This is a genomic window from Pseudolysinimonas yzui (assembly GCF_014653215.1).
Classification (GTDB): Bacteria; Actinomycetota; Actinomycetes; order Actinomycetales; family Microbacteriaceae; genus Pseudolysinimonas_A; species Pseudolysinimonas_A yzui.
In genome coordinates, this window is record NZ_BNAI01000001.1 from 572,198 (window position 1) to 597,109 (window position 24,912).

Sequence of the window (24,912 nt, forward strand, 5' to 3'; positions counted from 1 at the left end):
GTGGGAGGCTGGCTGCGTGGCGGTGACTCCAGCAGTCGACACCGACGTTCTCGTCGTCGGAGCGGGCCCGAGCGGCCTCATGGCGGCGGTGTGCCTCGCGCGGCTGGGCGTCGACGTCATCGTCGTCGATGGCAAGAGCGAGCCGACCCGCGAGTCGCGGGCTCTCGCCGTGCAGGCCCGCTCGATGGAGATCTACGCCCAACTCGGCCTCGTCGACCGGGTCTTGCGCGAGTGCGACACCGCGCCGCAGATCGTCCCCGGCTCCCGCACCCGCACCTTCCGCCCGGTGAGCTTCGCCGGATTCGGCAAGAACCTCACGCCCTACCCGGGAATCCACGTGCTCGAGCAGAGCCGCAACGAGCGGATCCTGGTGGATGCCTACCTGGGTCTCGGCGGCGACCTGCGCTGGCGGCACGACCTGCGTGACCTCCGGGTCGACGCCCGAGCCGACCACCGCGCCGACCACCCGGTCGAGGTGACGCTCGCAACGCCCGACGGCGCACCCGTCGTGATCCGAGCCCGCTGGTGCATCGGCGCCGACGGCGCATCCTCCCGCGTGCGCGAGCTGCTTCGCATCCCGTTCGAAGGGTCGACCAACCCGCTGCGGTTCTACGTGGCCGATGCCGTCGGCGTCGCCGGGCTCGCCGAGGGCGCCATGAACATGCGGGTCAGCCGGGATGACTTCATGCTCGCCTTCCCGATGGGCGGCCCCGGTCATCACCGCATCCTCGGCACCGTCGACGAGAGCGCCCCCGATCACGACCTCGAAGACGCCGTACGGACTCGCCTGACGGCGGAGTTCGGCGTCGCGTACGAGCGATCCGCCTGGTTCTCGAGCTACCGCGTTCACCATCGGCTCGCCGCCCGGTTCCGCCACGGACCGGTCTTCCTCGTCGGCGACGCCGCGCACGTGCACTCGCCGGTGGGCGCGCAGGGCATGAACACCGGCCTGCAAGACGCCCACAATCTCGCCTGCAAACTGGCCGACGTCATCCAAGGTCGTCGCGGGCCGGAGTCTCTCGACCGCTACGAAGCCGAACGCCGCCCGGTCGCCCGACGGCTGGTGACCACGACGGATGCGGTCTTCGCCCGGGTCACCTCCACCAGTCGGCTCGCCCGTTTCGTGCGCGACCGCGTCGTGCCGCTGATCGCCCCGGGTGCGGTGCGGGTCATGCCCCGGCTGGTGGGCACCGAGCGCATCTACGGCTACCTCGCGCAGCTGCGCATCCACTACTGGATGTCGGATGCCGAACGCACGCGGCGTCGCGGTCGCCGCCACCCCATCGTCGGGCGTCGCCTGGCGTGGTCAGGCGACAACTTCGCCGCGCTTGGCACGATGACCTGGCAGGTGCACGGCTATGGTGCGGCTGCCGAAGCAGTTGAGGCCACGGCGTCGGCACTGGGGCTGGCCGCGCACGTCTTCCCGCCCGACATCCATCGCCGGCTCGACGCCTCGCGGCTCTACCTGGTGCGCCCCGACGGGTTCGTCGCGGCCGCCGCCCCGTCGGCCGACGCCACCGAGCGCTTCCGGGCACTGCTCGGGTGATCAGCGCAGGTCGCGCATCCGAGCGCTGTTGGCCTGATCACCCCGCGAGCGTCGTTCGAACCAGATCCCGACCGTGATCAGGATGCTTCCCGCCGCGCCCGCCGCCACGTAGAAGACCACGGGGTCGATGTCGCGTCCGGCGACGAGTACCACGAGGATGACCAGGATCTCCACCCCGAAGGTCACCAGGCTGAGCACGAACGGCGCGGCGTAGCGCAGCAGGGCGCCGGCCAGCAGCGCGACGAGGGCCAGCGTCAGCACGAGGATCGCCCGCCAGGTCGCCGGGTTGGTTCCGGTCGCGAGCACCGACGGCAGCACCGTCACGACGATGCCAGGAGCGAGCACCGCCCACGACTTACGGAACCCGACCGGCCACGACGTGAGGGTGCCCGGCTGCTCCACCGGGTCACGTCGCAGCACCAGCGCGCCCGCGCCGACGAGGGCGAGACCCAGGGGGAGCGAGAACCACTCCACGTTGAGGTCGCGCACACTCCAGCCGGCGACCGCGACGCACCAGGCGGCGAGGAACACCACCCAGGTCGGCGGCAGGATGGTCACTTCCCCGCGGTCGGCCGCACGGAGGGCTGCCAGAACCGTGACGAGCATGAACAGCAGCAGCACGAGCGCGAGCGTCCACAGCACCCACATCGGCGCGACACCCGGTGCGACCGCCGAGATCGGACCGACCACGAGGAACACGAGCGCGGGCACCTGCGCCCACCGGCCCGCTCCCGGCAGCGAGCGGCCGGCCGAGGCGGCGAGCATCGCGGCGACGACGCTGAACGTCAGCACCGGCCAGACGACCAGATCGGGATGCCCCAGGCCGAGGTCGTCGGCCTCGACGCCGTAGCGCACCGCCTGGATGGTGCCCGCCGACGCAGCTCCGATCGACGCGATGAGGGCGGGGAGGCACAGCGAGCGGAGGCGCTCCCAGCCTTGGGTGAGCGAGCGCCGCATGAGCACGGTGCCGATGAGCAACAGGACGAGGGATGCCGCCAGCAGAGCCAGCGCACGCCACGGAAGCACGGCATCCTCTCCCGACCCGCTCGCGACGAGCACGACGAGCGAGGTCGCGATCGCGATCGCCAGACCGGGCGCCACGAGGGAGGCGCCGGCGCGACCGCGCAGGGTGAGTACGACGCCGATGATGACGGCGGCGACCGCCGGCGGGTAGACGTACGGCTCGACATCGCGGATTCCGGCGAGACCCCAGACGCACCAGAGGGCGGCGGTCCAGCATCCGGCCGCGAGCCACCAGCCGTAGCGGCGCTTCGCGAAGATGCTCGCCCCGGCCGCGCCGATGCCGATGATGAGGAACACCAGCAGCGCGGTGCCGAGGTCGGGGGTCTCGAGCACGAGCGAGAGCAGCGCCGTGATGCCGCCGGTGACGAACGCCGAGATCTCGATCCACTGCCGCACCGATGCCACGTCCGCATCGGCCACGTCACCGCGCCGCAGCGAGCCGGCGATGAGCGGAGTGGTCGGCAGCACGAGGGCGACGACCGTCGCGATCACGGGCAGCGTGACGGGGGCTCCGCCGCCGCCCTCCCACGCGGGCACGATGCCGGTCTCGATGATGCGCGGGATCACGTTGACCACGACGACCGCGAGCGACGGCAGCAGCAGAGCCGCCGCCCCGCTGCGCACGATGCGGGTCAGACCGGGGCGCCGGGTCAGGGTGAGGGTGAGCGAGAGGGCGAAGATCGCGGCGTTCGCGAGCGCCGTCTCCCAGGTGCGTTCGGCGATCATCGTCGCGACGCCGATCACGAACGGCACCGCGGTGACCGCGAGCTGCGCGTACCAGAGCGGTGCGCGCACCCGGCGCACGAGGGTGACGACGAGGGCGAATACCGATGCGGCGGTCGCCGTGTAGGCGATCACCGGGATCGTGTCGAGTCCGAGCAGGTCGAGGCCGCGTGCCACCAGAACGAGCGCGTACCCGTAGCCGACGACGACGTAGAGCGGCCGGAACGTCGCGGGCAGCGCCATCGCGAGCACGACCAGGGTCGCGACGATCGCGGCGCCGACGGCGACGGTGAGGCTCTCGTCGGTCCACGACAGCAGCGCGAGGAACAGCAGGATGACGTGAGCCGCCAGCAGGAACGCGGCACGCAACGACAGCGCGGCGTCCCGAGCCCGCGGCACCAGCAGCACGACGAGACCGATGCCGGCGGCGATCACGACGCCGACGATCGCCTGCCCGACCGGAGCAAGGCCCGACCACGCGGGTGCCGCGGTGAGGGTCGCGGCGGCGAGCCAGGCGGTGAGGATGAGCCAGGGCTGCCACGACCGACCGTCGCGGCGCACCGCCACGGCGAGCGCGAACACGCCGACGGTTGCGGCGGCGAGCCCGACGATCGCCGCCAGGCTCGGGGTCGCCTCGAAGATCGACCGTTGCCCCAGCCACCCGAAGACCGGCGAGAACAGCTGCGTCATACCGACGAGGGCGGCGGGCACGGCGGCGAGCATCGCGACGACGAGGGCTCCACCACGCACCGGCGGGCGCTGCACCCGTGCAGGCCACGGGATGAGGGCGATGGCGGCGAGTCCGACCGCCGCCGCCGCGGGGGCGAGCGCGAGCCACCAGGCCTGGTCGTCGCCCGAAAGATCGAGGGCGAACGGCAGGATGCCGGCGGCCAGGGCACCGAGCGCTCCGACGAAGGCACTCCACGCCGCGGGGGCGAGGGTTCGGGTCGCGACCCCGCACAGGGCCGCAAGTGCCGCGATGACGAGGGCTGAGCCGAGCACCCATTCGACGCGGTCGAGCCCGAACCCCACCGTCGGCAGCGCCAAGAGGGCGAATGCGCCGAACAGCGCGGCGCCGAGGGTGACGGTCACCCGGTCGGCGAGCAGCGGGCTGTCGAACCGGGTGGTGAGACGGCGCGCGACCTCGAACCCGACCAGTGCGACGGCGACCGCGCCGAGGTGGCCGACGATCGCCGACCACGGTCCGTCGACGGCGTATCCGAAGAACGCGGGCACGAAGATCAAGCCGACGAGCGCCAACCAGAGCCAGACCCGCAGGCGCACCAGCACGGCGATGAGCAGCGTCAGTAGCGAGGCGATGAGCGTCGCGATCGCGGCGAAGGTCCACCCGCTCACGCCCTCGGGCACGATCTCCGAGATCGCCCAGATGTCGAGCGCCACGAACACCATCGCGAGTGCGCCGACCGCTTCGGCCGAGAACGTCAGGCGTCCCCGGGCGAGCAGCCAGGCGAAACCGAGGAAGAGCACCGTGACGACCGCGATCACCACCCGTCGCGCCGAGATGTCGACGTCGACGTTGAAGAACCGGAAGACGACGATCGCCACGGCGACGAGCACCGCGCCGGCGATCGCGAGCACCGACTGCAGGCTGACCTGCGAACTGGATGCGGGTGCCGCCGTCAGCACGGGCGCGACCGCGGTCGCCGGCGCGGCGGCCGCTGCGGGCTGACCGGTCGGCGGGGGAGCGAGGGCCGCCTTCGTGCTGAGCCGCCCGATGATCTCCTGCCGCCGGGTCAGCAGCTCCGCCGCCTCGGCCGAGACGGCGCGCAGCTCGTCGGCGACCTCCCCGACCAGGATCGCCCCGCAGTTAGGGCAGTGCTCCGGCCCGACCGGTCCGCGCTCGCACCGGGGGCACGAGGTCGAACTGCGCAAGTATTTGGCCGCTGCATCACTCCACGCCATGCCCGGAGTCTAGGGATACTCGGGTGTGGGCCGACCGACATCCGGTCGCGCCTGGGGAATTCGCCCGTGTCGCCCCGGTTGTACGTCAGAGACCTGAGTGAGGATGGACCGCATGACGCTGAGCCCGACGGATCTGGCCGCCAAAACCCCCGAAGAGCAACTGGCCTACTTCCACGAACGTCGGGAGCTGGCGGTCACCCAACCGCTCGGCAGCCTCGCCCTCACCGTCACCCAGCTGGTCGACGACGAGCAGACGATCTGGGGTGTTCCGGGGCGCTGGGCACCCCTTCCGCAGGGGGAGTCGGGGCTGAAGGTCATCGCGACCGCGGCCGACGGCATCCTGGTCGACGGCGCGCTCGTCGACGGCGAGGCCGTGGTGCGCGGCAAAGACGACCCCGCCCCGTCGGAGGTCGTGTTCGGCGATGCCGTGCGCGGCGCCGTCATCACCCAGTCGGGCGGCGGCTACGCGCTGCGCGTATGGGATGCGCACTCGGAGGGGATCGAGAACTTCGGCGGAATCGACGCCTTCCCCTATGACCCCGACTGGGTCGTCACCGCGGCCTGGGAAGAGAATCCCGAAGGCACGACCATGGGCTTCCAGCACCTCAAAGACGACGAGGATGCCACGCACAGCCCGCGCGAAGAGGTCATCCCCGGCAGCATCCGCTTCACCCGCGACGGCGTCGACTACGACCTCGTCGCCTTCAAGGCCGGTCGGGCGCTGCAGATCGTCTTCGCCGACGCGACGAGCGGCGACACCACCTACAGCGTCGGGCGCTTCCTGTTCGTCGCCCCCAACCCCGACGGCACCATCACGCTCGACTTCAACCGCGCCATCCTGCCGCCCTGCGCGTTCTCCTACGCGTTCAACTGCCCGCTGCCGCCCAAGCAGAACCGCTTCGGCATCCCGGTCGAAGCCGGCGAGAAGAACGTGCTCGCGAAAGACGGCTCACTGTTGCACGGTTAGCGCGGCGCGCAGTAGCCGCCAACGGGTCGGGTCGCGCCCGCCTGGTCCACCGCCCTGGGCGACGAGATACGCTGTGCGCACCTCGTCGATGGAGCGGAGGTGACGACGATGGCGGCCAGCGGTGGCGACCGACGGGTGCTCGCGCGCGCTCACGACACCGTCGTCGGAGCGGGTGCCGATCTCGAGGCCGATGCCGTGCGGCAGCTGGTGCTGGAGTCGTGGCAGCGCTCGCTCGGCTACCGTCTCAACGCCGACCGGATCGTCGCCGACCTCGAGCTGACCGACGAGCAGCTGCGCGCGTACCGCAACGCGCACCCGCTGCACGCGGCACTTCCCGTGCTGCAGAAGCTGCTCATCCGGCACGCGTTCGACGCGGAGCTCATCGTCGCGGTGGGCGACTCCGCGGGGCGACTGCTCTGGATCGATGGTGACCGCGACCTGCGTCGCCGCGCCGAGGGCATGGGATTCCTCGAAGGCGCCAACTGGTCGGAGCCGGCGGTCGGCACGAGCGCTCCCGGCACGGCGCTCGCCCTCGGTCGCGGCATCCAGATCTCCGGAGCCGAGCATTTCGGGCGCGTCGTGCACCCCTGGAGCTGCACCGCCGTGCCGGTGCGTGAGCCGGGCACCGGCGCGATTCTGGGCGTCGTCGACATCACCGGCGGTGACACCGCCGCGGACGCGACGATGCTGCCGCTCGTCGAAGCCGCCGTCGCGGCCGTAGAGGCCGAGTTGAGGGTGCAGCGGCTCGACGACGTCGCGACTCACCGGCCGCCCGCACCGGCGATCGTCGCGCGACCGGAGTTGCGCGTTCTCGGTCGCGACGTCGGCGAGCTCGTGCACACCGGCGGCACCACCGAACTCAGTGCGCGCCACGCCGAGATCGTCACGCTGCTCGCCTGGCATCGCACCGGTCTGGGCGTCGAACGGCTGAGCGAGCTGCTCTACGGCCGTGAGGATGCCGTCGTCACCCTGCGCGCGGAGATGGTGCGGCTGCGGCGGGAGCTTCCCGCCGACCTCGCCCCGCTCTCTCGGCCCTACCGGTTGCCGCGCGCCATCGACCTCGACGCCCGCCGGGTGCTCGACTTCCTCGATCGCGGCGCGCACAAGGTCGCGCTCGGGTCGTACCTCGGCCCCGTCCTGCCCGGATCCGACGCACCCGGCATCGTCGCCATCCGCGAAGAGCTCCGGGCGACTCTGCGCGAAGCGATGGTCGCCGACGCCGCACCCGACGTTCTGCTCGCCTACGCGCGCACCGACGACGCCGCCTACGACCTCGGGGTGTGGATCGAATGCCTGCGGGTGCTGCCCGCGAAGTCGCCCAAGCGGGCCTCCGTGCTCTCGCGCATCGAACGTCTCGAACGCGAACTCGGACGCGTCGGGCACACCATGCAACCGGATGCAACCTCCGCGCAACCTCCGCGCTCCTAGCGTCGACGCACGGGCCTCAGCCGAGGCCGATCGACAGCGACGTCGCAAGGAGAGAGACGATGACCGTCTACGCCCCGCCCGGAACCCCGGACTCCAAGATCACCTTCAAACCCCGATACGAGCACTGGATCGGGGGCACCTGGGTCAAGCCGAAAGGCGGCCAGTACTTCGAAGACATCTCGCCGGTGAACGGCAAGCCGTTCGCCGAGGTCGCGCGCGGCACCGCCGAGGACATCGAGGCCGCGCTCGACGCCGCCGAGAAGGCGGCGCCCGCCTGGGGCAAGACCTCGACGACCGAGCGCGCTGCGATCCTCAACAGGATCGCGGATGTCATCGACGCGAACCTCGAACTGCTCGCCGTGGCCGAGACCTGGGACAACGGCAAGCCGATCCGCGAGCCGCTGAACGCCGACCTGCCGCTGGCATCCGACCACTTCCGGTACTTCGCGAGCCTCGTGCGGGCGCAGGAGGGCACGTTCACCCAGCTCGACGACGACACCGTCGCGTACCACTTCCACGAACCGCTCGGCGTCGTCGGGCAGATCATCCCGTGGAACTTCCCGCTGCTCATGGCGGTCTGGAAGCTGGCGCCGGCCCTCGCCGCGGGCAACACCGTCGTGCTCAAGCCGGCCGAGCAGACCCCGGTGTCGATCCTCGTGCTCATCGAGCTGATCGGCGACATCCTGCCGCCCGGCGTCGTCAACGTCGTCAACGGCTTCGGCGTCGAGGCGGGCAAGCCGCTCGCCTCGAGCAACCGCATCCGCAAGATCGCCTTCACCGGCGAGACGACGACGGGTCGGCTCATCCTGCAGTACGCGGCGGCGAACATCATCCCCGCGACCCTCGAACTCGGCGGCAAGAGCCCCAACATCTTCTTCAAGGATGTCGCCGACGCCGACGACGCGTACTACAGCAAGGCGCTCGAAGGGTTCACGCTGTTCGCGTTCAACAGCGGCGAGGTGTGCACCTGCCCCTCCCGGTCGCTCATCCAGGAAGACATCTACGACCAGTTCTTCCAGGACGCCCTGGTGCGCACGAAGCGGGCCAAGCAGGGCAACCCGCTCGACACCGAGACGCAGGTCGGGGCGCAGGCGTCGAACGACCAGCTCGAGAAGATCCTCAGCTACATCGACATCGGGGTGAAGGAGGGCGCGACGATCGCGGCCGGCGGGGGCCGCGTCGACCTCGGCGGCGACCTCTCGGGCGGCTACTACGTCGAACCGACGATCTTCGAGGGCCGCAACGACATGCGGCTGTTCCAGGAGGAGATCTTCGGTCCGGTCGTCGCCGTCACCACGTTCAAGGACTACGACGAGGCCATCCGCATCGCCAACGACACCCTGTACGGGCTCGGCGCCGGCGTGTGGAGTCGCAACGGCAACACCGCCTACCGGGCCGGCCGCGACATCCAGGCGGGGCGGGTGTGGATCAACAACTACCACGCCTATCCGGCCGGCGCGGCGTTCGGCGGCTACAAGTCGAGCGGCATCGGCCGCGAGAACAGCTCGCTCGCGCTCGACCACTACCAGCAGACGAAGAACCTCCTCGTCTCGTACTCCGAGAACCCGCTGGGCTTCTTCTGAGAACCTGCGGCGCTCCGGCGTCGCACATCGACGGACGGCCGGCGGGCGGCGAGCAACATCTCGCCGGCCGTCCCACCCACCGAGGGAGGCATCCATGGTTCTGCACTCGGCCATCACCCGCCCGGGCGAGACCCGCTCACGGGTCGCGCTCAGCGAGTTCGCCCTCGATCTGCTGCGCTCGCTGTGGCGCACCCACGGGCCGCTCATGTTCCACCAGTCGGGTGGGTGCTGCGACGGCAGCTCGCCGATGTGCTACCCCGCGGATGAGTTCGTCACCTCCGACGCCGACGTACTGCTGGGGGTCTTCGACATCGCCCTCTCGGGCGAACCGACGCGCGCGGTGTCGTTCTGGATGTCGGCGCAGCAGTTCGAGTACTGGAGCCACACGCATCTCACGATCGATGTCGTGCCGGGGCGAGGGTCGGGATTCTCGGTCGAAGCGCCGACGGGCGTGCGGTTTCTCATCCGCTCCGAGCTGATGGACGCCCGCGAACCGTTCGCGTGACGGTGGTGTCTGCCGCCCCCGGCAGACTGGAGTGGTGTACATCGCCCTGCGCTCGACCTCGCGCGGGGTGGTGGCGACGGAGCTCTCCGACGACGGCGATCTCGTTCTCGAGACGGTCGTCGCCGAGGCCGACCTTGCGGCCTGGGTCGCGGCACGGGAACCCGAACGGCCGCGCTGGGTGTGGGGCGACACCTCGCGGTGGTATCCGCAGCTGCTCGCCGCGGGCGTGCGGGTCGACCGCTGCGTCGACCTCCGGCTGTGCCACACGATCCTGCGCAACTCGGCGGCTGCGGCATCCTCGGCCCTCGCGACCGCCGCCCGTGACTCCTGGGACGCCCCACCGCCCGCCCGAGCTGCCACGACATCCGATGCGCTCTTCGACCTCGAGGGCCCGGCCGACGATGCCGACCCGATCGCGGAGTGGCGGCGGCAGCGGGATGCCGTGGCCGGCGCCGCCGACCACGGTCGGCTCGGGCTGCTGCTCGCCGCCGAGAGCGTCGGGGCACTCGTCGCGGCCGAGATGCGCTTCGCCGGGTTGCCGTGGAGCGTCGAGGAGCACGACCGGGTGCTCACCGAGATCCTCGGCCCGCGCATCCCCGGGGGCCGGCCGGCCCGGCTCGACGCCCTCGCCGACCGCTTGCGCGAGCTGCTCGACGCGCCCGCCCTCAACCCCGACTCGCAGCAGGACCTGCTGAAAGCGCTGCAGAACGCCGGATTCCGGGTCGAGTCGACCAGCAAATGGGAGATCCGCGAGATCGACCACCCCGCGGTCGAGCCGTTGCTGGAGTACAAGTCGTTGTCGCGGCTGCTGAGCGCGAATGGCTGGCACTGGCTCGAGGAGTGGGTGCGCGACGGGCGCTTCCGCCCGGTGTACGTGCCCGGGGGCGTCGTGACCGGGCGCTGGGCATCGGACGGCGGGGGAGCGCTGCAGCTGCCGAAACAGGTGCGCTCGGCCGTCGTGCCCGACCCGGGATGGAGATTCGTCGTCGCCGACGCGTCGCAACTCGAACCGCGGGTGCTCGCCGCGATGTCGGGCGATCGGGCGATGGCGAAGGCGGGCCAGGCGAGCGACATGTACCAGGGCATGGTCGACACCGGTGCTGTCGAGACCCGCGAACAGGCGAAGTACGGGATGCTCGGCGCGATCTACGGGGGAACGACCGGCGAGAGCGGGCGGATGCGGCCGCGCATCGAGAAGGCGTTCCCGGCGGCGATGGCGTTCGTCGAAGCCGCCGCGCGGGCGGGGGAGCACGGCGATGTCGTCTCCACCTGGCTCGGGCGGTCGTCGCCGCCCGGCGAGGGGCTCGGGTACGACGAGACCGCATCCGAGGTGCAGAAACGCCGCACGCAACAGCGCGCCGCCGCGTGGGGGCGCTTCACCCGCAACTTCGTCGTACAGGGGACGGCGGCCGAGTGGGCGCTGTGCTGGATGGGGTCGCTGCGGCGGCGGCTGTGGAGTCTCGGTGGCGGGTCGTTGGTCGAGAAGCCGCACCTGGTGTTCTTCCTGCACGACGAGTTGATCGTGCACACGCCGGCTGGGCTGGCGGAGGAAGTCGCTGCGGCGATGCGCGAATCGGCGGCCGAAGCGGGGCGGCTGCTGTTCGGGGGAGTGCCGGTGGAGTTCGCGGTGTCGGTCGCGATCGTCGACCGGTACTCGGATGCCAAATAGCGGATTGCCGAATCACATGCTTGTGATTCCGGGCAATCCTCGGGCATAATCGCCCTTGAGTCATATCTCGCCATTCAGCAGGTCGATGGGGAAGTCGCATCCTGACGAATGGAGAGAGAAGTGGCTGCTGTGCAATCGAAGATCGCACGCGGAGTGGTCTACATCCACTCCGCGCCCAGCGCGTTGCGCCCCCACGTCGAGTGGGCGGCTGGCCGCGCTCTCGGGCGCGCCGTCAACTTCGACTGGCGTGACCAGCCCGTTCTCAAGGGCGCGTTCCGCACGGAGTACTTCTGGGAAGGCGATCGTGGCACCGGCGCCGCTCTGGCATCCGCCCTGCGTGGCTGGGAGCACCTGCGCTACGAAGTCACCGAGGACGCCGGCCTCGGCACCGACGGCGGCCGCTGGATGCACACCCCCGACCTCGGCATCTTCTACGCGCAGACCGACACCGTCGGCAACATGGTCGTTCCCGAAGACCGGGTGCGTGCGGCCATGGAGTCAGCCGGGTCGGACGCCTTCGAACTGCACCGCGAACTGCGCCTCGCCCTCGGGCAGGCCTGGGACGACGAACTCGAGTCGTTCCGGCTCGCCTCCGAAGAGTCGCCGGTCATCTGGCTCCACAAGGTGGGCTGAGATGCGCGAGTCGGCCGGCATGCGCACCCCCGTGACCACCCACATCCTCCACGAGGAGGTCGCCGAGATCCTGACGGCCGACGTCATCCTCGACACCTCCGCCCTCGCCCCCCTCGGTGCCGAGGGTGAAGGGGAGTGCGCCGCGCACGACGGCTGCCTCCCCATCCGCTGAGATCCCCACAACTCCAGACCCCCCAATCGGCTGTTTGCCCGAGAACGGGCTCATTCGCCCCCGCGAGACCCCGTTCTTGGGCAAACAGTCGTCCAACTTCCGCCAGGATGGACCCACTCGAGTCAGGGAGAGTCCGTGCGCTGGAAGCCGTTTCGCATCACCGAGGTCTGGGCGAAGGTCGCCTACGTGCTCGTCGCCTGGATACTGGTCCCGGCCTTGGTGCGGTGGTCGCTCGAACAGATGCGCCTTCCCGACGTCGCGGTTCTGACCGTCGATCTGGTGCTCGGTTTCGTCGTCGTCGGGGTGGGCTGCCGCGCGTTCCGGGCGCGCGGTGAAGCCGTTGAGCCCCCGCGCGTCTGGTGGCGTGCGACAGGCAGACCCGCCATGGGGTTTGTGCTCTTCGCGTTCTTCGCGCTCGCCTTGGTGGGTTTTTTCTTCCCCTATCCCGATCCCGTCGACCCCCTTGCGTGGTGGTACCTCGCCTCGAGCGCGCCGATCGCGGTGTTCTACCTGCACTCGTCGATCCGGCTCTCGCGGGGGGACGCCCCGGTGCCGCCGCGGTCGCGCAAGAACGACGACCTTCGGCTGATCGACAGGCGGCAGCGCCTCTGACCCGGCTCCAACTCTGGCCCAGGAACCCCGGTATCCACGGGAGTGCAGACGCCGGGGCTCCCCGGGAAGAGTTGCGAGCGGTCAGCCCTCGTAGGAGCGGATCGCGACGACGGCGTTGTGGCCGCCGAAGCCGAACGAGTTGGTGATCGCGAGCTGCGGGCCGTCGCCGAGGGCGTGCGGAGCCGTGGGAACGAACAACGGGATCTCGGGATCCTGGTTGTCGAGGTTGATCGTCGGCGGCGCCGTGCGGCTCTGCACCGCGAGCACCGTGATGAGCGCCTCGAGGGCTCCTGTGCCGCCGAGGAGGTGCCCGTGAGCGCCCTTCGTGGCCGACACCGGGATCTCGTGCACGCGGTCGCCGAAGACGGCGAGCAGCGCCTTGTACTCGGCGATGTCGCCGACCGGGGTGCTGGTGGCGTGCGCGTTGATGTGGGTGACGTCATCCACCGTCGCACCGGCCTGGGCGAGGGCGGCGAACACCGCACGCGCGGCGCCGCGACCTTCGGGGTCGGGAGCGGTGATGTGGTACGAGTCGCTCGTCACGCCGCCGCCGGCGATCTCGGCGTAGATCTTCGCGCCGCGCGCCTGGGCGTGCTCGAGAGTCTCGAGCACGAGCGTCGCGGCGCCTTCACCCATCACGAAGCCGTCGCGGTCGCGGTCGTAGGGACGCGACGCCTTCGTCGGCTCGTCGTTGCGCCGCGAGAGCGCCTGCATCGACGAGAACGAGGCGAGGGTGATGGGGTGCACGCACGACTCGGTGCCGCCGGCGAGGATGATGTCGGCGTAGCCCTGCTGCAGGTGGTCGTAGGCGTTCGCGATGGCTTCGGTGCTCGAGGCGCACGCCGACACGTCGGTACGGGCGAAGGCGCGGGCATCCAGATCCATCGACACGGCAGCGGATGCCGCATTCGGCATGAGCATCGGCACCGTCATGGGCAGAACGCGACGCGACCCCTTCTCGCGGAGGGTGTCCCAGGCGTCCAGCAGCGTCCAGAGGCCGCCGATGCCGGTGGAGTACTCGACGCCGATGCGGGTCTTGTCGATGTCGGGGGCGCCGGCATCGGCCCACGCCTCCCGGGCGGAGATGAGGGCGAACTGGCTCGACGGGTCGAGGCGCTTGGTCTCGACGCGTTCGAGCACCTCCGACGGCCGCACCTTCGCCTCCATGGCGAAGGTGACCGGCAGGTCGTACATGCTCGCCCACTCGTAATCGAGCGAGTTGGCACCCGACTCTCCGGCGAGGAGGGCGGTCCAGGTGTCCGGGGCGGTCCCACCGAGAGGGGTGGATGCGCCGATACCGGTGACGACGATTCGCTTGGTCATTCGATTTCCCGTGTTTCGTAAGACAGGGCGGGGGCCTGAGCCCCCACCCGGATGACTAACCCTGGGCGTTGACGATGAAGGTGACGGCGTCGCCGACGGTGACGAGGTTCTTGACCTCTTCGTCGGGGATCTTCACGTCGAACTTCTCTTCGGCGTTGACGACGATCGTCATCATCGAGATGGAGTCGATGTCGAGGTCGTCGGTGAACGACTTGTCGAGCTCCACGCTGTCGGTCGCGATGCCGGTCTCGTCGTTGATGAGCTCGGCGAGGCCCGCGAGGACCTCTTCGGTGGACAGTGCCATGGTGCTTCTCCTTGGGGTATCAGGTGAGGTGGATCGGAAGTTCGAATGACCGGAGTCGAGTCTATTAGGGCAGCCGCACGACCTGAGCGCCGTAGACGAGACCCGCACCGAAGCCGATCTGCAGCGCGAGCCCGCCGCTGAGCTCCGGATGCTCTTCGAGCAGCCGGTGGGTCGCGAGCGGAATGGATGCTGCCGAGGTGTTGCCGGTGGTCTCGATGTCGCGCCCGATGACCACCTTCTCGGGGAGCTTCAGCTGCTTCGCGAGTTCGTCGATGATGCGCATGTTCGCCTGGTGGGGGATGAAGGCCGCGAGGTCATCCGGGGTCACGCCCGCGGCATCCAGCGCCTGCTTGGCGACCTTCGCCATCTCCCAGACGGCCCAGCGGAAGACGGTCTGACCGTCTTGCCGCATCGTCGGCCACGGCTTCTCGCCGTCGAGGTACTCCTCGAAGGTGGCGTTCATACCGACGGCATCCCATTTCGAACCGTCGGATCCCCAGACCGTCGGCGAGATGCCGGGCTCGTCGGCCGGGCCGACGATCGCGGCACCCGCGCCGTCGCCGAGCAGGAACGAGATCGACCGGTCTTCGGGATGCACGTACTGCGAGAGCTTCTCGGCGCCGACGACGAGCACGTACTCGGCGGCACCGCTGCGGATGAGGGCGTCGGCCTGCGCGATCGCGTAGGTGTAGCCGGCGCACGCGGCACTGACGTCGTAGGCGGGGGCGGGAGTCGCGCCGACCTTGTCGGCGAGCAGTGCCGCCATCGACGGGGTCACGGCGACGTTGCTGATCGTGGAGACGATCACGGCACCGATCTGGTCGGCACGGATGCCGGCCTTCGCGATGGCTTCCTTCGACGCGGTCTCGGCGAGGTCGATCGCGTTCACGCCTTTGCTCGCGCGCTTGCGGGTGACGATGCCGGTGCGCTGGCGGATCCACTCGTCGCTCGAGTCGATCGGGCCGACCAGGTCGTCGTTGGGCACCGTCAGGTCGCCGCGGGCGGCGCCGAACGACAGGATGCGGGTGTACTTCGGGCCTTCGGCCTGCTTCAGGGTCGTCATCAGCTGTTCTCGATCAGGGCGATGGCCGCCGGGAGGTCGTCGGGGGTCTTCACCGCGACGGTGGGGAGGCCTTTCAGGCCGCGCTTGGCGAGACCGACGAGAGCGCCGGCCGGGGCGAGTTCGACGAGGCCGGTCACGCCGGCCTTCTCGAACGCCGCCATGCAGAGGTCCCAGCGCACCGGGTTCGCGACCTGGCCGACGAGCAAGTCGACGAAGGCCGCCCCGGATGCCACGGTCGAGCCGTCCTTGTTGGTCCAGACGGTCACGGCGGGGTCGTTCACGGTCACCCCGGCAGCGGCCGCGCGCAGGCGCTCGACGGCGGGCTGCATGTACCGGGTGTGGAAGGCTCCGGCGACCTGCAGCGGGATGACCCGTGCGCCCGTGGGCGGGTTCCCGGCGAGCTGGGCGAGGGCGGCGAGGTCGCCCGCGACGACGAGCTGGCCGCCGCCGTTGTAGTTCGCGGGGGAGAGGCCGAGATCATCCAGCTTCGCCAGCAGTTCGCTCTCGTCACCGCCGATGACGGCGCTCATGCCGGTCGCCTCGAGCGCCGCGGCCTCGGCCATCGCGGTGCCGCGTTCGCGCACCAGGGCGAGGGCGTCGGCTTCGCTGAGGATGCCGGCGGCGGCCGCCGCGGCGAACTCGCCGACCGAGTGTCCGGCGACGCCGGCGAGCCGGTCGCGGTGCCCGGCGAGGGCGCCGAAGGCGAGCAGCGAGGCGGCGACGATGAGCGGCTGGGCGACCGCGGTGTCGCGGATCGTGTCGGCGTCCGAGACGGTGCCGTGCGCCACCAGGTCGAGGCCCGCGGCGTCGGCCAGGGCACCGAGGTGTTCGGCGAATCGGGGCTCGGCGAGCCAGGGTTCGAGGAATCCGGGGGTCTGCGACCCCTGGCCGGGGGCAACGACGACGACACTCACGAGACACCATCCTGCCGGAAATGCGCCGGTCTGCCGTGCGACGGCCCGACAGGCGCGGCTTTCGGATCTTGGTGGTTCTCTACAGAGGAATCCGAGAACCGATGGGGGAAAGGCCGCGTCAGGGGGCAGGCGGGCGCGCGACCAGCAGTTCCCCGGTGCCGCGCACCGTCACCGTTCCATCGGATGCGGGCAGCAGCAGTGTCGAGCCTTTCGCCGCCGCCTCGCGGCCGATCTCGAGCGCGCCGCTCGTCACGACGAGGATCGCGAAGCCGGGTGCGACGTCGGCTTCGCCGTCAACGACAATCCGCTCGAGACGGAAGTAGGGGTCGGCCGCGGCGGGGAACACCGACCCCGAGGCCGGCGCGGGATGCACCAGACCCCGCAGTTCGTCGATGCTGCGGGCGGTGCGGGTGACGGCGCGCAACGCGGCGTCGAACCCCAGGCCGAGGTGGCCGGACCGGGTTCCATCGATCGCGAACCCCTGCCACTCGAGCAGGATGGAGAGGTCTTCGGGTTGCTGCAGCTCCAGCAGCAGCACCCCGGCTCCGATCGCGTGCAGTTCCCCGGGAGGCACCCACACGACATCGCCGGGGCTCACCGTCACCTCGTGCAGCAGCCCGAGCAACGCGGCGACGTCCTGGTCGGCGACGAGTGCCGCCAGCTCGCCCGCATCGACGTCGCGGGTCAGTCCGACGTGCACCGTGCCGCCGCTGAGGATGTACCAGGCCTCGGCCTTGCCGTGCGCGTGGCCGAGGTGCCGGGCGGCGAAGTCGTCGTCGGGGTGGGCGTGCACCGGCAGGCGCTGTCCGGCGTCGAGCAGTTTCACCAGCAGCCGCAGGTCGGCGCCCCAGCGGCCGACGTGCGCGTGGCCGAGCCAGCCGACCGGATCCGACTCGACGGCGTCGCGCAACAACCGGCCGTCGGGAAGCCGGGAGAGCCCGAGGCTCGGGTCGCCGAAGATCGTCGTCGTCGACCCGATCCAGTCCTCGGGTTCCCGTTCGCCGGCCGGGGGTTCGTTCCGGAAGGCCGTGATGCGCGCACCGCCCCGGTAGAAGCGTTCGGGCGGCCGGTTCGACGGCAGGCGCACGGTCACGCGGCAGGGCGCTTCCGGTCGACGGCGGCGAGGAATCCGCCGACGAAGGTGTCGCCGAGGCCGATCGTCGTCGGGGTGGCGGTCTCGATGATGTACCCGGGGACGCCGACGGCGGGGAGCTCACGCTCGACGTGCGCGACGACATCCGCTCCGCCGCCGTGGCGCGGAAGGGCCGCGGTCGCGACGAAGTCCGCCGCGGTGTGACCATCGCCGAGCCGGTAACGCGTCGCCGCCATCTGCACGGCGCTGTCGAGGGCGCCGCGGTGCCGCCCGGACTCCGGGCCGACCGCGATCGCCCAGTACCGGGTGTGCACGACCAGAGCCGGGGCCGGGATGAGGGCGTGCGCCGCACGCAGCGCCTGCTCGACATCGACGGGGTCGAGCAGATCGACCCGCCGCCCGACGTACTCCTGCAGCTCGTCTTCGTTCATGCTGTAGACGTCGATGCGGGGCAGCAGTCGCTCGCGGGCGATGTGCGCGAATTCGCGCCGGTAGAAGCCGGCGTCCTCGTAGAACAGCAGGGCGTCGGCGGGCAGGCTGCGCAGGGCCGCCTCGAGGCTGTCGAGGCGACGCTCGAGCAGATCGCCGTCGGTCATCGTGTTGAAACCCGAGACGAGGAAGACGTCGGCCTTCGCCAGCGCCGCCGGAAGCTCGTCGCTCAGCAGCATCTCGCGATTCGGCGGGTCGTTCGCGAAGATCAGCCGGTTGGGCTGCGGGGCGACGAGTTCGGCATCCCGCAGCCGCACCCGCGCGCCCGCCGGGAACTGCACGATCACGTGCGGGTCGAGCGTGTCGCGCGTGGCGCTCGAGATGTAGCGGGTGGAAGCCGGCAGCAGACGCCGCACGTTGTCGTCGATGCTCACCAGATGCTGCACGCTCGGGATGCCGAGGCTGTCGAGCGCGATCCCCGCCCGCACCCCGGTGCCGCCGAGGGTGACCGCGGTCTCGAAGCGGGCGGCGAAGCGTTCGACGATCGCCGAGGACTCCACGAACCGCTCGCCCCCCGAACCGGTCGCCAGAAAGGCGAGGATCACCGCGACGAGCGAACGCTCGTCGACGATCGGCGTCGCGGTCGACAGGTCGTCACGGCCGAGCCCGTACTCGCGAGCGAGTCGTTCCAGCTCGGCCGCGTCCCAGCGGATCTCGAAATCGACGGTGCCGCCGAGTCCGAGCACGATGTCGCCCACGACGCCGATCGTCCCCTATTCCGACCGGTTCAGTACAGCGGAGCCTTGCCGGCCGCGCCGAACAGGTCGATCTTCTCGGCCGCCGTCACCTTCATCGCCGCGATCGCCTCCGGCTGGATCGCGTTCGGCTCCCGGAGCCGCTTGTCGGTGCCGAGGATCTCGCGCATGCGGTCGTGGTACGAGACCTTGATGTCGCTGGAGATGTTGATCTTGTTGATGCCGAGCGTCACCGCACGGCTCAGCTCGGCGTCCGGGTTGCCCGATCCGCCGTGCAGCACCAGCGGGATGCCGACGGCCGCCTTGATCTGCTCGAGCAGGTCGTGGCGCAGCTCCGGGTTCTTGTCCGCCGGGTACAGCCCGTGCGAGGTGCCGATGGCGATCGCGAGGCTGTCGACGCCGGTCTCCTGAACGAAGCGCACGGCATCCGCCGGGTCGGTGTAGATGATCTCGGCGGCACCCGACTCGCCGTAGCTGTCGTTCGCGCCGATCGTGCCGAGTTCGCCTTCGACCTGGATGCCGACCGCGTGTGCCGCCTCGACGACCTTGCGGGTGAGGGCGACGTTCTCGTCGAACGGCTTGAGCGAGGCATCGATCATCACCGAGGTGAAACCGGCGTGGATCGCCTGGATCATCTGCTCGAAGCTGCCGCCGTGATCCCAGTGGATCGCGACGGGGACGCTCGAACGGTGCGCCCGCGAGCGGATCGCGGCGATCAGGTCGGTCGTGACGTGGCGGACCTCATCGGGGTGGATGGCGACGATGACCGGAGCGGCCTTCTCCTCGCTGATGTCCATGACCCCGGTGAACATCGCCCAGTCGCTGATGTTGAAGGCCGGGATCGCGAAGTTGTTCGCGTTGGCGACATCAAGGATGGATTTTCCGGTGTAGAGCACTGCTGGTTCTCCTGTTCGGTGGTGGTTTCGGATCAGCTCTTGACCGCACCGGCGGTGAGGCCGCCGATGAAGAAGCGCTGGAAGAAGAGGAAGAGAACGAGAACAGGGATCGAGCCGAGGATGCTCATCGCCATCATTTCGTTCCACTCATATGAGTGCTGACCCATGAGCAGCTGGATGCCGATGGGCACCGTGCGCATGTCGGTCGTCTTGGTCAGGGTGAGCGCGAACAGGTACTCGTTCCACGCGATCATGAAGGTGTAGACCCCGACCGACACGATCCCGGGAACCGAGATCGGCACGAGGATGCGCCACAGTGCGGTCCACGATCCGGCGCCATCCATGCGCACGGCTTCGTCGAGCTCGCGGGGGATGGTGTTGAAGTAGCCGGTCATCATGATGATCGCGTAGGGCAGCGTGAACACCATGTAGGTGAGGATCAGGCCCGGGTAGGTGTTGAACAGCCCGAGGGTCACGACGAGCCCGAAGTAGGGCACCAGCAGCGTGATCGGGGGCACCGCCTGCACGGTGACGATGATCACGTTGAGCGGCTTCTTGAACGGGAAGTCGTACCGGCTGAAGGCGTAGGCGGCGAGGATCGCCACGAACAGGGTCGCGATCGTGACCGCGCCCGAGACGACGTAGCTGTTGATGAAGAAGCGGATCTTCTCCGGGTCGCCGAAGATCGCACCGTAGGCCTCGAACGAGAACCCCTCGGTGATGAGCCGCGGCGGGAACTCGAAGATCAGGGTGTTCGGCTTGAACGAGCTCGACAGCATCCACAGCACCGGTGCGGCGGCGAAGGTGGCGCCGGCGAGGAGGCCGAGCAGCAGGCCGATGCGCTGCACGAGGCGGCGCGAACTCCGGGAGAGCCGCGGGGTGCGGGTGACGGTGGTCATGACTCAGTCCCTCGCTCGCTGGTGACGGACATAGAAGATGGCGAGCACCATCGACAGCAGCAGCACGAGCACGGCGCTCGTCGAGGCGAGGGCGAACTCGTACTTCGCGAACGCGAGCTTGTAGGTGTAGGTGCTGAGCACCTCGGTGGCGATGATCGGGCCGCCGCCCGTCGTCATCCAGATCAGCGCGAACTGCTGCGAGGTCCAGATGAAGTCGAGCAAGGCCATCGAGATGATGATCGGTTTCAGCTGCGGCACGGTGACGTTCCAGAAGCGCTGCAGCGGGCCGGCGCCGTCGACCCGGGCGGCCTCGTTGAGGTCGGCGGGGATGCCCTGGAGCCCGGCGAGCAGGCTGATCATGAAGAACGGATAGCCCGACCAGATGTTGATGAAGGTGACCGAGCCGAGGGCGAGCGCCGGGTCGGCGAGCCACTCGGTGTCGCCCGTGGTGATTCCGACGGCGGCGAGCAGGTAGTTGGCGACCCCGTTGGGGTTCAGCAGCATGCGCCAGAGAACGGCGACGATCGCGGCGGTGAACAGCCACGGCAGGATGAACAGCCCGCGGAAGAGCGAGATGATGCGCGGCCCGAGCAGCGTCGAGTTGAGCATCATCGCGAACGCCAGGCCGATGACGAGGTGGGCGACGACGCTGGCCGTCACGAAGATGAAGGTGTTGGCGATCGCCGTGTGGAAGACCCCGTCGGTCAGCACCTCGACGTAGTTGTCGAAGCCGACGACCTCGGGGTTCTTGTTGAGGATGACGTTGTCGAGGAAGGAGTAGCCGATCACCATGACGATCGGCACGAGCATCAGCACGATGAGCAGTGCCGATGTCGGGGCGACGTAGGCGTACGGCTCGACGCGACGGCTGAGGCTCACGCGCGACCGGCGGCGGGGGAGCGTTGTGCTCACGGCCGGAACCTCCTGTGGTCGAAAGAGTCGGGAAGAGAAGGGGGCCGCGCCACGTCCGCCGTGGCGCGGCCCGCTACTGATGGGTTAGAACTCGGCTGACCAGGACTCTTGCACCGTGGCGAGCATCTCGTCGACCGAGACCTGCCCTTCGAGCAACTTCTGGAACTCGGTGTCGAACTGACGCATCAGGTCTTCCGCGACGGGCAGGCCGGTGAACTCGTTCGCCGGGTAGCCGCTCTGGTAGATCTCGAAGGCCTTCTCGAACAGTTCCTTGCCCTCACCGAACTCGGGAGCCGAGTCGACGTTGCCGGGGAACGCGTTGGCGATCGTCGACAGCTCCGAGTTGATCTCGGTGCTCATCAGGAACTCGACGAGCTTGAGCGCTTCGGCCTGGTGTTCGCTTCCCTCGGCGACGCCGATGCCCCACGAGGCGTACGGGATGCCGCGGGCACCTTCGTAGCCGTCCTCGGCCGGGATCGCGGCGATGTCGAAGTTCAGGTCGGGGTTGCTCTCCTGGATGAGGTTGATGTGCGACAGCGAGTCGATCATCATTCCGACGCGGCCGTTGGTGAACTCCTCGACCTTGTCCTGCTCCTTCATCGTGAAGGCTCCGGGGGCGATGACGCCGTCATTCCAGAGGCCCTGCACGAACTCGACCGTGCTGACGACATCGTCGTTGGTGAGGTCGGGAAGGCCGCCGTCGTCGAGCATCGAGCCGCCCGACGCCCAGTTCCACGACATGAGGTCGTTCTGGATGCCGTTGGGCGCTTCGAGCGACAGCGGGAGCACCCAGCCGCTCGCGGTGCCGAGGTCGGTGATCGCCTGCGCGGCCGCCTCGAACTCGCTGCGGGTGCTGGGCACCTCGGCGATGCCGGCCTGCGCGAGCAGGTCGGTGTTGACGAACAGCGGGTAGACGAAGTTGACGACCGGGATCATGTAGGTCGCGCCGTCGATCTGGATCTGGCTCGCCAGCTTGCTGTCATCCATGCCGTTCTCGGCCATGAGAGCGGTGAGGTCGGCGATCGCGCCCTGCTGGGCGAAGTCGCTCACCCAGGCGCCGTCGAGGCCGACGACATCCGGCATCGTTCCCGACGCGGCGCCGGCGAACAGCTGCTCCTTCGTCGAGGCGTAGGGCCCGCTGATCAGCTCGACGCTGATGCCCGGGTTCTCTTCCTCGAACTGGTCGATGAGTCCCTGGAACGCGCCCTCGGGCAGTTCCGGGGCCCACCACTGGGCGAACTCGATCGTGACCTCGCCGTCGGCGGAGCCGCCGCCGGTCGAGCATCCGGCGACCGCCAGGATCGTTGCCGTTGCGGCAACGGTGCCGACGAGCTTGAGGGCGGAGCGACGCCCTCGGGTCGATGTGGCCATTGTTTCTCCTCTTCGAGAGTGCTGTTTCGCGCTGGGTTTTGCGCGTTAGTGCAACTTCTGGCGATGTTATGCCCGAATCGATGCGGTGCGCAAGTCCATTGGGCGAAATCTTCGCCCGAAAGCGGCAAGAAGATGCAGGAGTGTGCTAGATGTGGGTTCGTGAGCGAAAACGGAACCGGGCGAGGCCGGCGTCTGCCGGCCGGGCGCAAGGCCGACCTCGCGGCGTTCGTCGCCGAATCCGGCCAGGTGACCGTCGCTGCGCTCTCCGAGCACTTCGGCGTGTCGATCGACACCGTGCGGCGCGACCTCGACCAGCTCGATCGGGAGGGCGTGCTGGTTCGCACGCACGGTGGTGCCGTGAGCATCGAAGGTCCGCGCACCGATCGGGGCCTGGACGTGCGCCTGCGGATGCAGATCGCCGAGAAGGAATCGATCGCCAAACTCGCCGCCGGCCTCGTCGCCGACGGCACGGTCATCATGCTCAACGCGGGAACGACCACGCTCGCCGTCGCACGGGCGCTGCGCGATCACCGCGAACTCACCATCGCGACCAACAACCTCCGCATCCCCGCCGAGATCTCGCCCAAGGCCATCCGCGACCTCTACGTCTTCGGCGGCGCCGTGCGCACCATCACCCAGGCGACGACGGGCCCGGTCGCGTTCACGATGAACGCCGGGGGGTCCGAGGTCGACATCCGGTGCGATCTCGCCCTGATCGCGGTGGGCGCCGTCGCGACCACCGGCTACTCGACGAGCAACCTCGGCGACGCCGCCATGATGGCGGACATGATGCAGCGGGCCCAGCACACCGCCATCCTCGCCGACTCGTCGAAGATGGGCAGGCGCCTGTTCGCCCAGGTCGCGACCCTGGAGCGCGCCGACTACCTCGTCACCGACACCCCGCCCGAGCCCGAACTGGCCGACGCGCTCGCGCAGGCCGGCGTGCAGGTGCTCACGCCGTAGCCCCCACGCGGCGGCTCAGCGGTCGGCGTTGGCCTTGGGAGACCCCGCGATGGCGCCGACGACGAGGGCGGCCTGCAGGATGAGGGCCTCGCGGGCGCCGGTCGCGTCGTAGCCGATGACCTCCGAGATGCGCTTGAGGCGGTAGCGCACCGTGTTCGGATGCACGAACAGCTCGCGCGCGGTCGCCTCGAGGGAGCGGCCGTTGTCGAGGTAGCACCACAGCGTCGTGAGCAGCTCCGTCGAGTGGTCTTGCAGGGGCCGGTAGATGCGGTTGATGAGCGTCGACCGCGCGAGCGGATCACCCGCGAAGGCGCGCTCGGGGAGCAGATCGTCGGCGAGGGCCGGCCGCGGGGCGTTGCGCCAGGCCCGAGCGACGGCGAAACCGGCGAGGGCTGCTTTCGCGCTGCGCGCCGCCTCGAGCAGCGACGGCACCGCGTGGCCGAGCACGAGGTGACCGGCGCCGAAACCCGGTTCGAGTTCCCCGGCGATCTCGAGGAAGGGCCGGGGCTCGGTCGTCGAGTCGGCGTCCAGGGCGTCGACGCGACCGATGACGATCACGAGGCGGCTGCCCTGCACCCCGATGAGCACGTCGGCCTCGAGATGCCGGGCGGTGCGCCGCAGCATGTCGACGTCGAGCATCCGGGGAGCGGTGCCGACCAGCACGCTCACCTCGCCGTGCCCGTTCCAGCCGAGCGCCGCGATGCGGCTCGGCAGTTCCGAGTCGTATTCGCCGGTCAGGATCGAGTCGACGACGAGGGCTTCCAGGCGCGCATCCCACAGGCCCCGGGCCTCGGCGGCGCGGGCGTACACGTCGGCCGCCGCGAAGGCGATCTCACGGGAGTACAGCAGGATGGCCTCCCGCAGGCTCTCCTCGCTGTCCTTGACCCGCTGCTCGACGACCTCGACGGTCACCCGGATCAGCTGCAGGGTCTGCTGCAGACTCACCGAACGCAGCAGCTCCCGGGGAGCGGCGCCGAAGACATCCGCCGCGATCCACGGAATCGACTTCGGGTCGTCGTACCAGGAGATGAAACTCGTGATGCCCGCCTGCGCGACGAGCCCGACCGCGCTGCGGCGACCCGGGGGCATGTCGCGATACCAGGGCAGCGTCTCTTCGAGGCGTTTCAGGGTCGCCGTCGACAGCTCACCCGACAGCGTCCGCAGCCAGGCGAGGGTCTGCTGCTTGGTGCGCGCAGGAGCCATTCT

The 24,912-nt window shown here is 69.8% G+C and carries 22 protein-coding genes; 10 read left to right on the forward strand and 12 right to left on the reverse strand.

Features of this window, described 5'->3' with window-relative positions; genetic code table 11:
• Nucleotides 1-16: 16 nt before the first annotated feature.
• Nucleotides 17-1,546, forward strand: a complete 1,530-nt coding sequence (locus IE173_RS02920; RefSeq protein WP_229841837.1) for an FAD-dependent monooxygenase — start codon at nt 17-19, stop codon at nt 1,544-1,546.
• Here IE173_RS02920 and IE173_RS02925 read toward each other — a convergent pair whose 3' ends face one another.
• Nucleotides 1,547-5,215, reverse strand: a complete 3,669-nt coding sequence (locus IE173_RS02925; RefSeq protein WP_191281858.1) for an SCO7613 C-terminal domain-containing membrane protein — start codon at nt 5,213-5,215, stop codon at nt 1,547-1,549.
• A 112-nt stretch (nt 5,216-5,327) separates the two neighbouring features.
• Between IE173_RS02925 and IE173_RS02930 the strand changes: the two genes are divergently transcribed.
• The 8 genes from IE173_RS02930 (at nt 5,328) to IE173_RS02965 (ending at nt 12,784) form a co-directional block, all read left to right on the forward strand.
• Nucleotides 5,328-6,182, forward strand: coding sequence for a DUF1684 domain-containing protein (locus IE173_RS02930; RefSeq protein WP_229841838.1), 855 nt, complete (start codon nt 5,328-5,330; stop codon nt 6,180-6,182).
• 108 nt (nt 6,183-6,290) lie between these two features.
• Nucleotides 6,291-7,610: a sigma-54-dependent transcriptional regulator family protein gene (locus IE173_RS02935; protein WP_191281860.1), complete on the forward strand. Its 1,320-nt coding sequence runs from the start codon at nt 6,291-6,293 to the stop codon at nt 7,608-7,610.
• Between the two features lie 59 nt (nt 7,611-7,669).
• The gene (gene exaC / locus IE173_RS02940; RefSeq protein ID WP_191281861.1) at nt 7,670-9,193 is read left to right on the forward strand and encodes an acetaldehyde dehydrogenase ExaC; all 1,524 of its coding nucleotides are present in this window, start codon (nt 7,670-7,672) and stop codon (nt 9,191-9,193) included.
• Between the two features lie 94 nt (nt 9,194-9,287).
• Entirely contained in the window at nt 9,288-9,698 is a 411-nt protein-coding gene (locus tag IE173_RS02945) for a DUF779 domain-containing protein (RefSeq protein WP_191281862.1), read from the forward strand.
• A gap of 34 nt (nt 9,699-9,732) precedes the next feature.
• Nucleotides 9,733-11,367 (forward strand): bifunctional 3'-5' exonuclease/DNA polymerase, encoded by a 1,635-nt coding sequence (locus IE173_RS02950; protein WP_191281863.1) that lies wholly within the window; start codon nt 9,733-9,735, stop codon nt 11,365-11,367.
• Nucleotides 11,368-11,487: 120 nt separating this feature from the next.
• The gene (locus IE173_RS02955) at nt 11,488-12,000 is read left to right on the forward strand and encodes a DUF3145 domain-containing protein (protein WP_373298442.1); all 513 of its coding nucleotides are present in this window, start codon (nt 11,488-11,490) and stop codon (nt 11,998-12,000) included.
• Between the two features lies 1 nt (nt 12,001).
• A complete protein-coding gene (locus IE173_RS02960; RefSeq protein ID WP_191281865.1) occupies nt 12,002-12,172 on the forward strand; it encodes a hypothetical protein in 171 nt (56 codons plus the stop codon).
• 135 nt (nt 12,173-12,307) lie between these two features.
• Nucleotides 12,308-12,784 (forward strand): hypothetical protein, encoded by a 477-nt coding sequence (locus IE173_RS02965; RefSeq protein ID WP_191281866.1) that lies wholly within the window; start codon nt 12,308-12,310, stop codon nt 12,782-12,784.
• 81 nt (nt 12,785-12,865) lie between these two features.
• On the opposite strand, the gene IE173_RS02970 is transcribed toward IE173_RS02965, so the two are convergent.
• From IE173_RS02970 to IE173_RS03015, 10 genes are all read right to left on the reverse strand, one after another.
• Nucleotides 12,866-14,107, reverse strand: a complete 1,242-nt coding sequence (locus tag IE173_RS02970; protein WP_191281867.1) for a beta-ketoacyl-[acyl-carrier-protein] synthase family protein — start codon at nt 14,105-14,107, stop codon at nt 12,866-12,868.
• A gap of 55 nt (nt 14,108-14,162) precedes the next feature.
• Entirely contained in the window at nt 14,163-14,411 is a 249-nt protein-coding gene (locus IE173_RS02975; RefSeq protein WP_191281868.1) for an acyl carrier protein, read from the reverse strand.
• 64 nt (nt 14,412-14,475) lie between these two features.
• Nucleotides 14,476-15,474, reverse strand: coding sequence for a beta-ketoacyl-ACP synthase III (locus tag IE173_RS02980; RefSeq protein WP_191281869.1), 999 nt, complete (start codon nt 15,472-15,474; stop codon nt 14,476-14,478).
• A complete protein-coding gene (locus IE173_RS02985) occupies nt 15,474-16,388 on the reverse strand; it encodes an ACP S-malonyltransferase (protein WP_191281870.1) in 915 nt (304 codons plus the stop codon). The genes IE173_RS02980 and IE173_RS02985 overlap by 1 nt, the downstream gene beginning before the upstream one ends.
• Nucleotides 16,389-16,506: 118 nt before the next feature.
• A complete protein-coding gene (locus tag IE173_RS02990; protein WP_191281871.1) occupies nt 16,507-17,481 on the reverse strand; it encodes a class I mannose-6-phosphate isomerase in 975 nt (324 codons plus the stop codon).
• The gene (locus tag IE173_RS02995) at nt 17,478-18,668 is read right to left on the reverse strand and encodes an ADP-dependent glucokinase/phosphofructokinase (RefSeq protein ID WP_229841839.1); all 1,191 of its coding nucleotides are present in this window, start codon (nt 18,666-18,668) and stop codon (nt 17,478-17,480) included. The genes IE173_RS02990 and IE173_RS02995 overlap by 4 nt, the downstream gene beginning before the upstream one ends.
• 29 nt (nt 18,669-18,697) lie before the next feature.
• A complete protein-coding gene (locus IE173_RS03000; protein WP_191281872.1) occupies nt 18,698-19,561 on the reverse strand; it encodes a ketose-bisphosphate aldolase in 864 nt (287 codons plus the stop codon).
• Nucleotides 19,562-19,593: 32 nt separating this feature from the next.
• Nucleotides 19,594-20,460: a carbohydrate ABC transporter permease gene (locus IE173_RS03005; RefSeq protein WP_191281873.1), complete on the reverse strand. Its 867-nt coding sequence runs from the start codon at nt 20,458-20,460 to the stop codon at nt 19,594-19,596.
• 3 nt (nt 20,461-20,463) lie between these two features.
• Complete coding sequence (locus tag IE173_RS03010) at nt 20,464-21,372, reverse strand: carbohydrate ABC transporter permease (RefSeq protein ID WP_229841840.1); 909 nt, start codon at nt 21,370-21,372, stop codon at nt 20,464-20,466.
• Between the two features lie 84 nt (nt 21,373-21,456).
• Entirely contained in the window at nt 21,457-22,743 is a 1,287-nt protein-coding gene (locus tag IE173_RS03015; protein WP_191281874.1) for an ABC transporter substrate-binding protein, read from the reverse strand.
• A 159-nt stretch (nt 22,744-22,902) separates the two neighbouring features.
• On the opposite strand from IE173_RS03015, the gene IE173_RS03020 reads away from it, so the two are divergent.
• Entirely contained in the window at nt 22,903-23,706 is an 804-nt protein-coding gene (locus IE173_RS03020) for a DeoR/GlpR family DNA-binding transcription regulator (RefSeq protein WP_229841841.1), read from the forward strand.
• A 15-nt stretch (nt 23,707-23,721) separates the two neighbouring features.
• Here IE173_RS03020 and IE173_RS03025 read toward each other — a convergent pair whose 3' ends face one another.
• Nucleotides 23,722-24,909: a PucR family transcriptional regulator gene (locus IE173_RS03025; RefSeq protein WP_191281876.1), complete on the reverse strand. Its 1,188-nt coding sequence runs from the start codon at nt 24,907-24,909 to the stop codon at nt 23,722-23,724.
• Between the last annotated feature and the right edge of the window lie 3 nt (nt 24,910-24,912).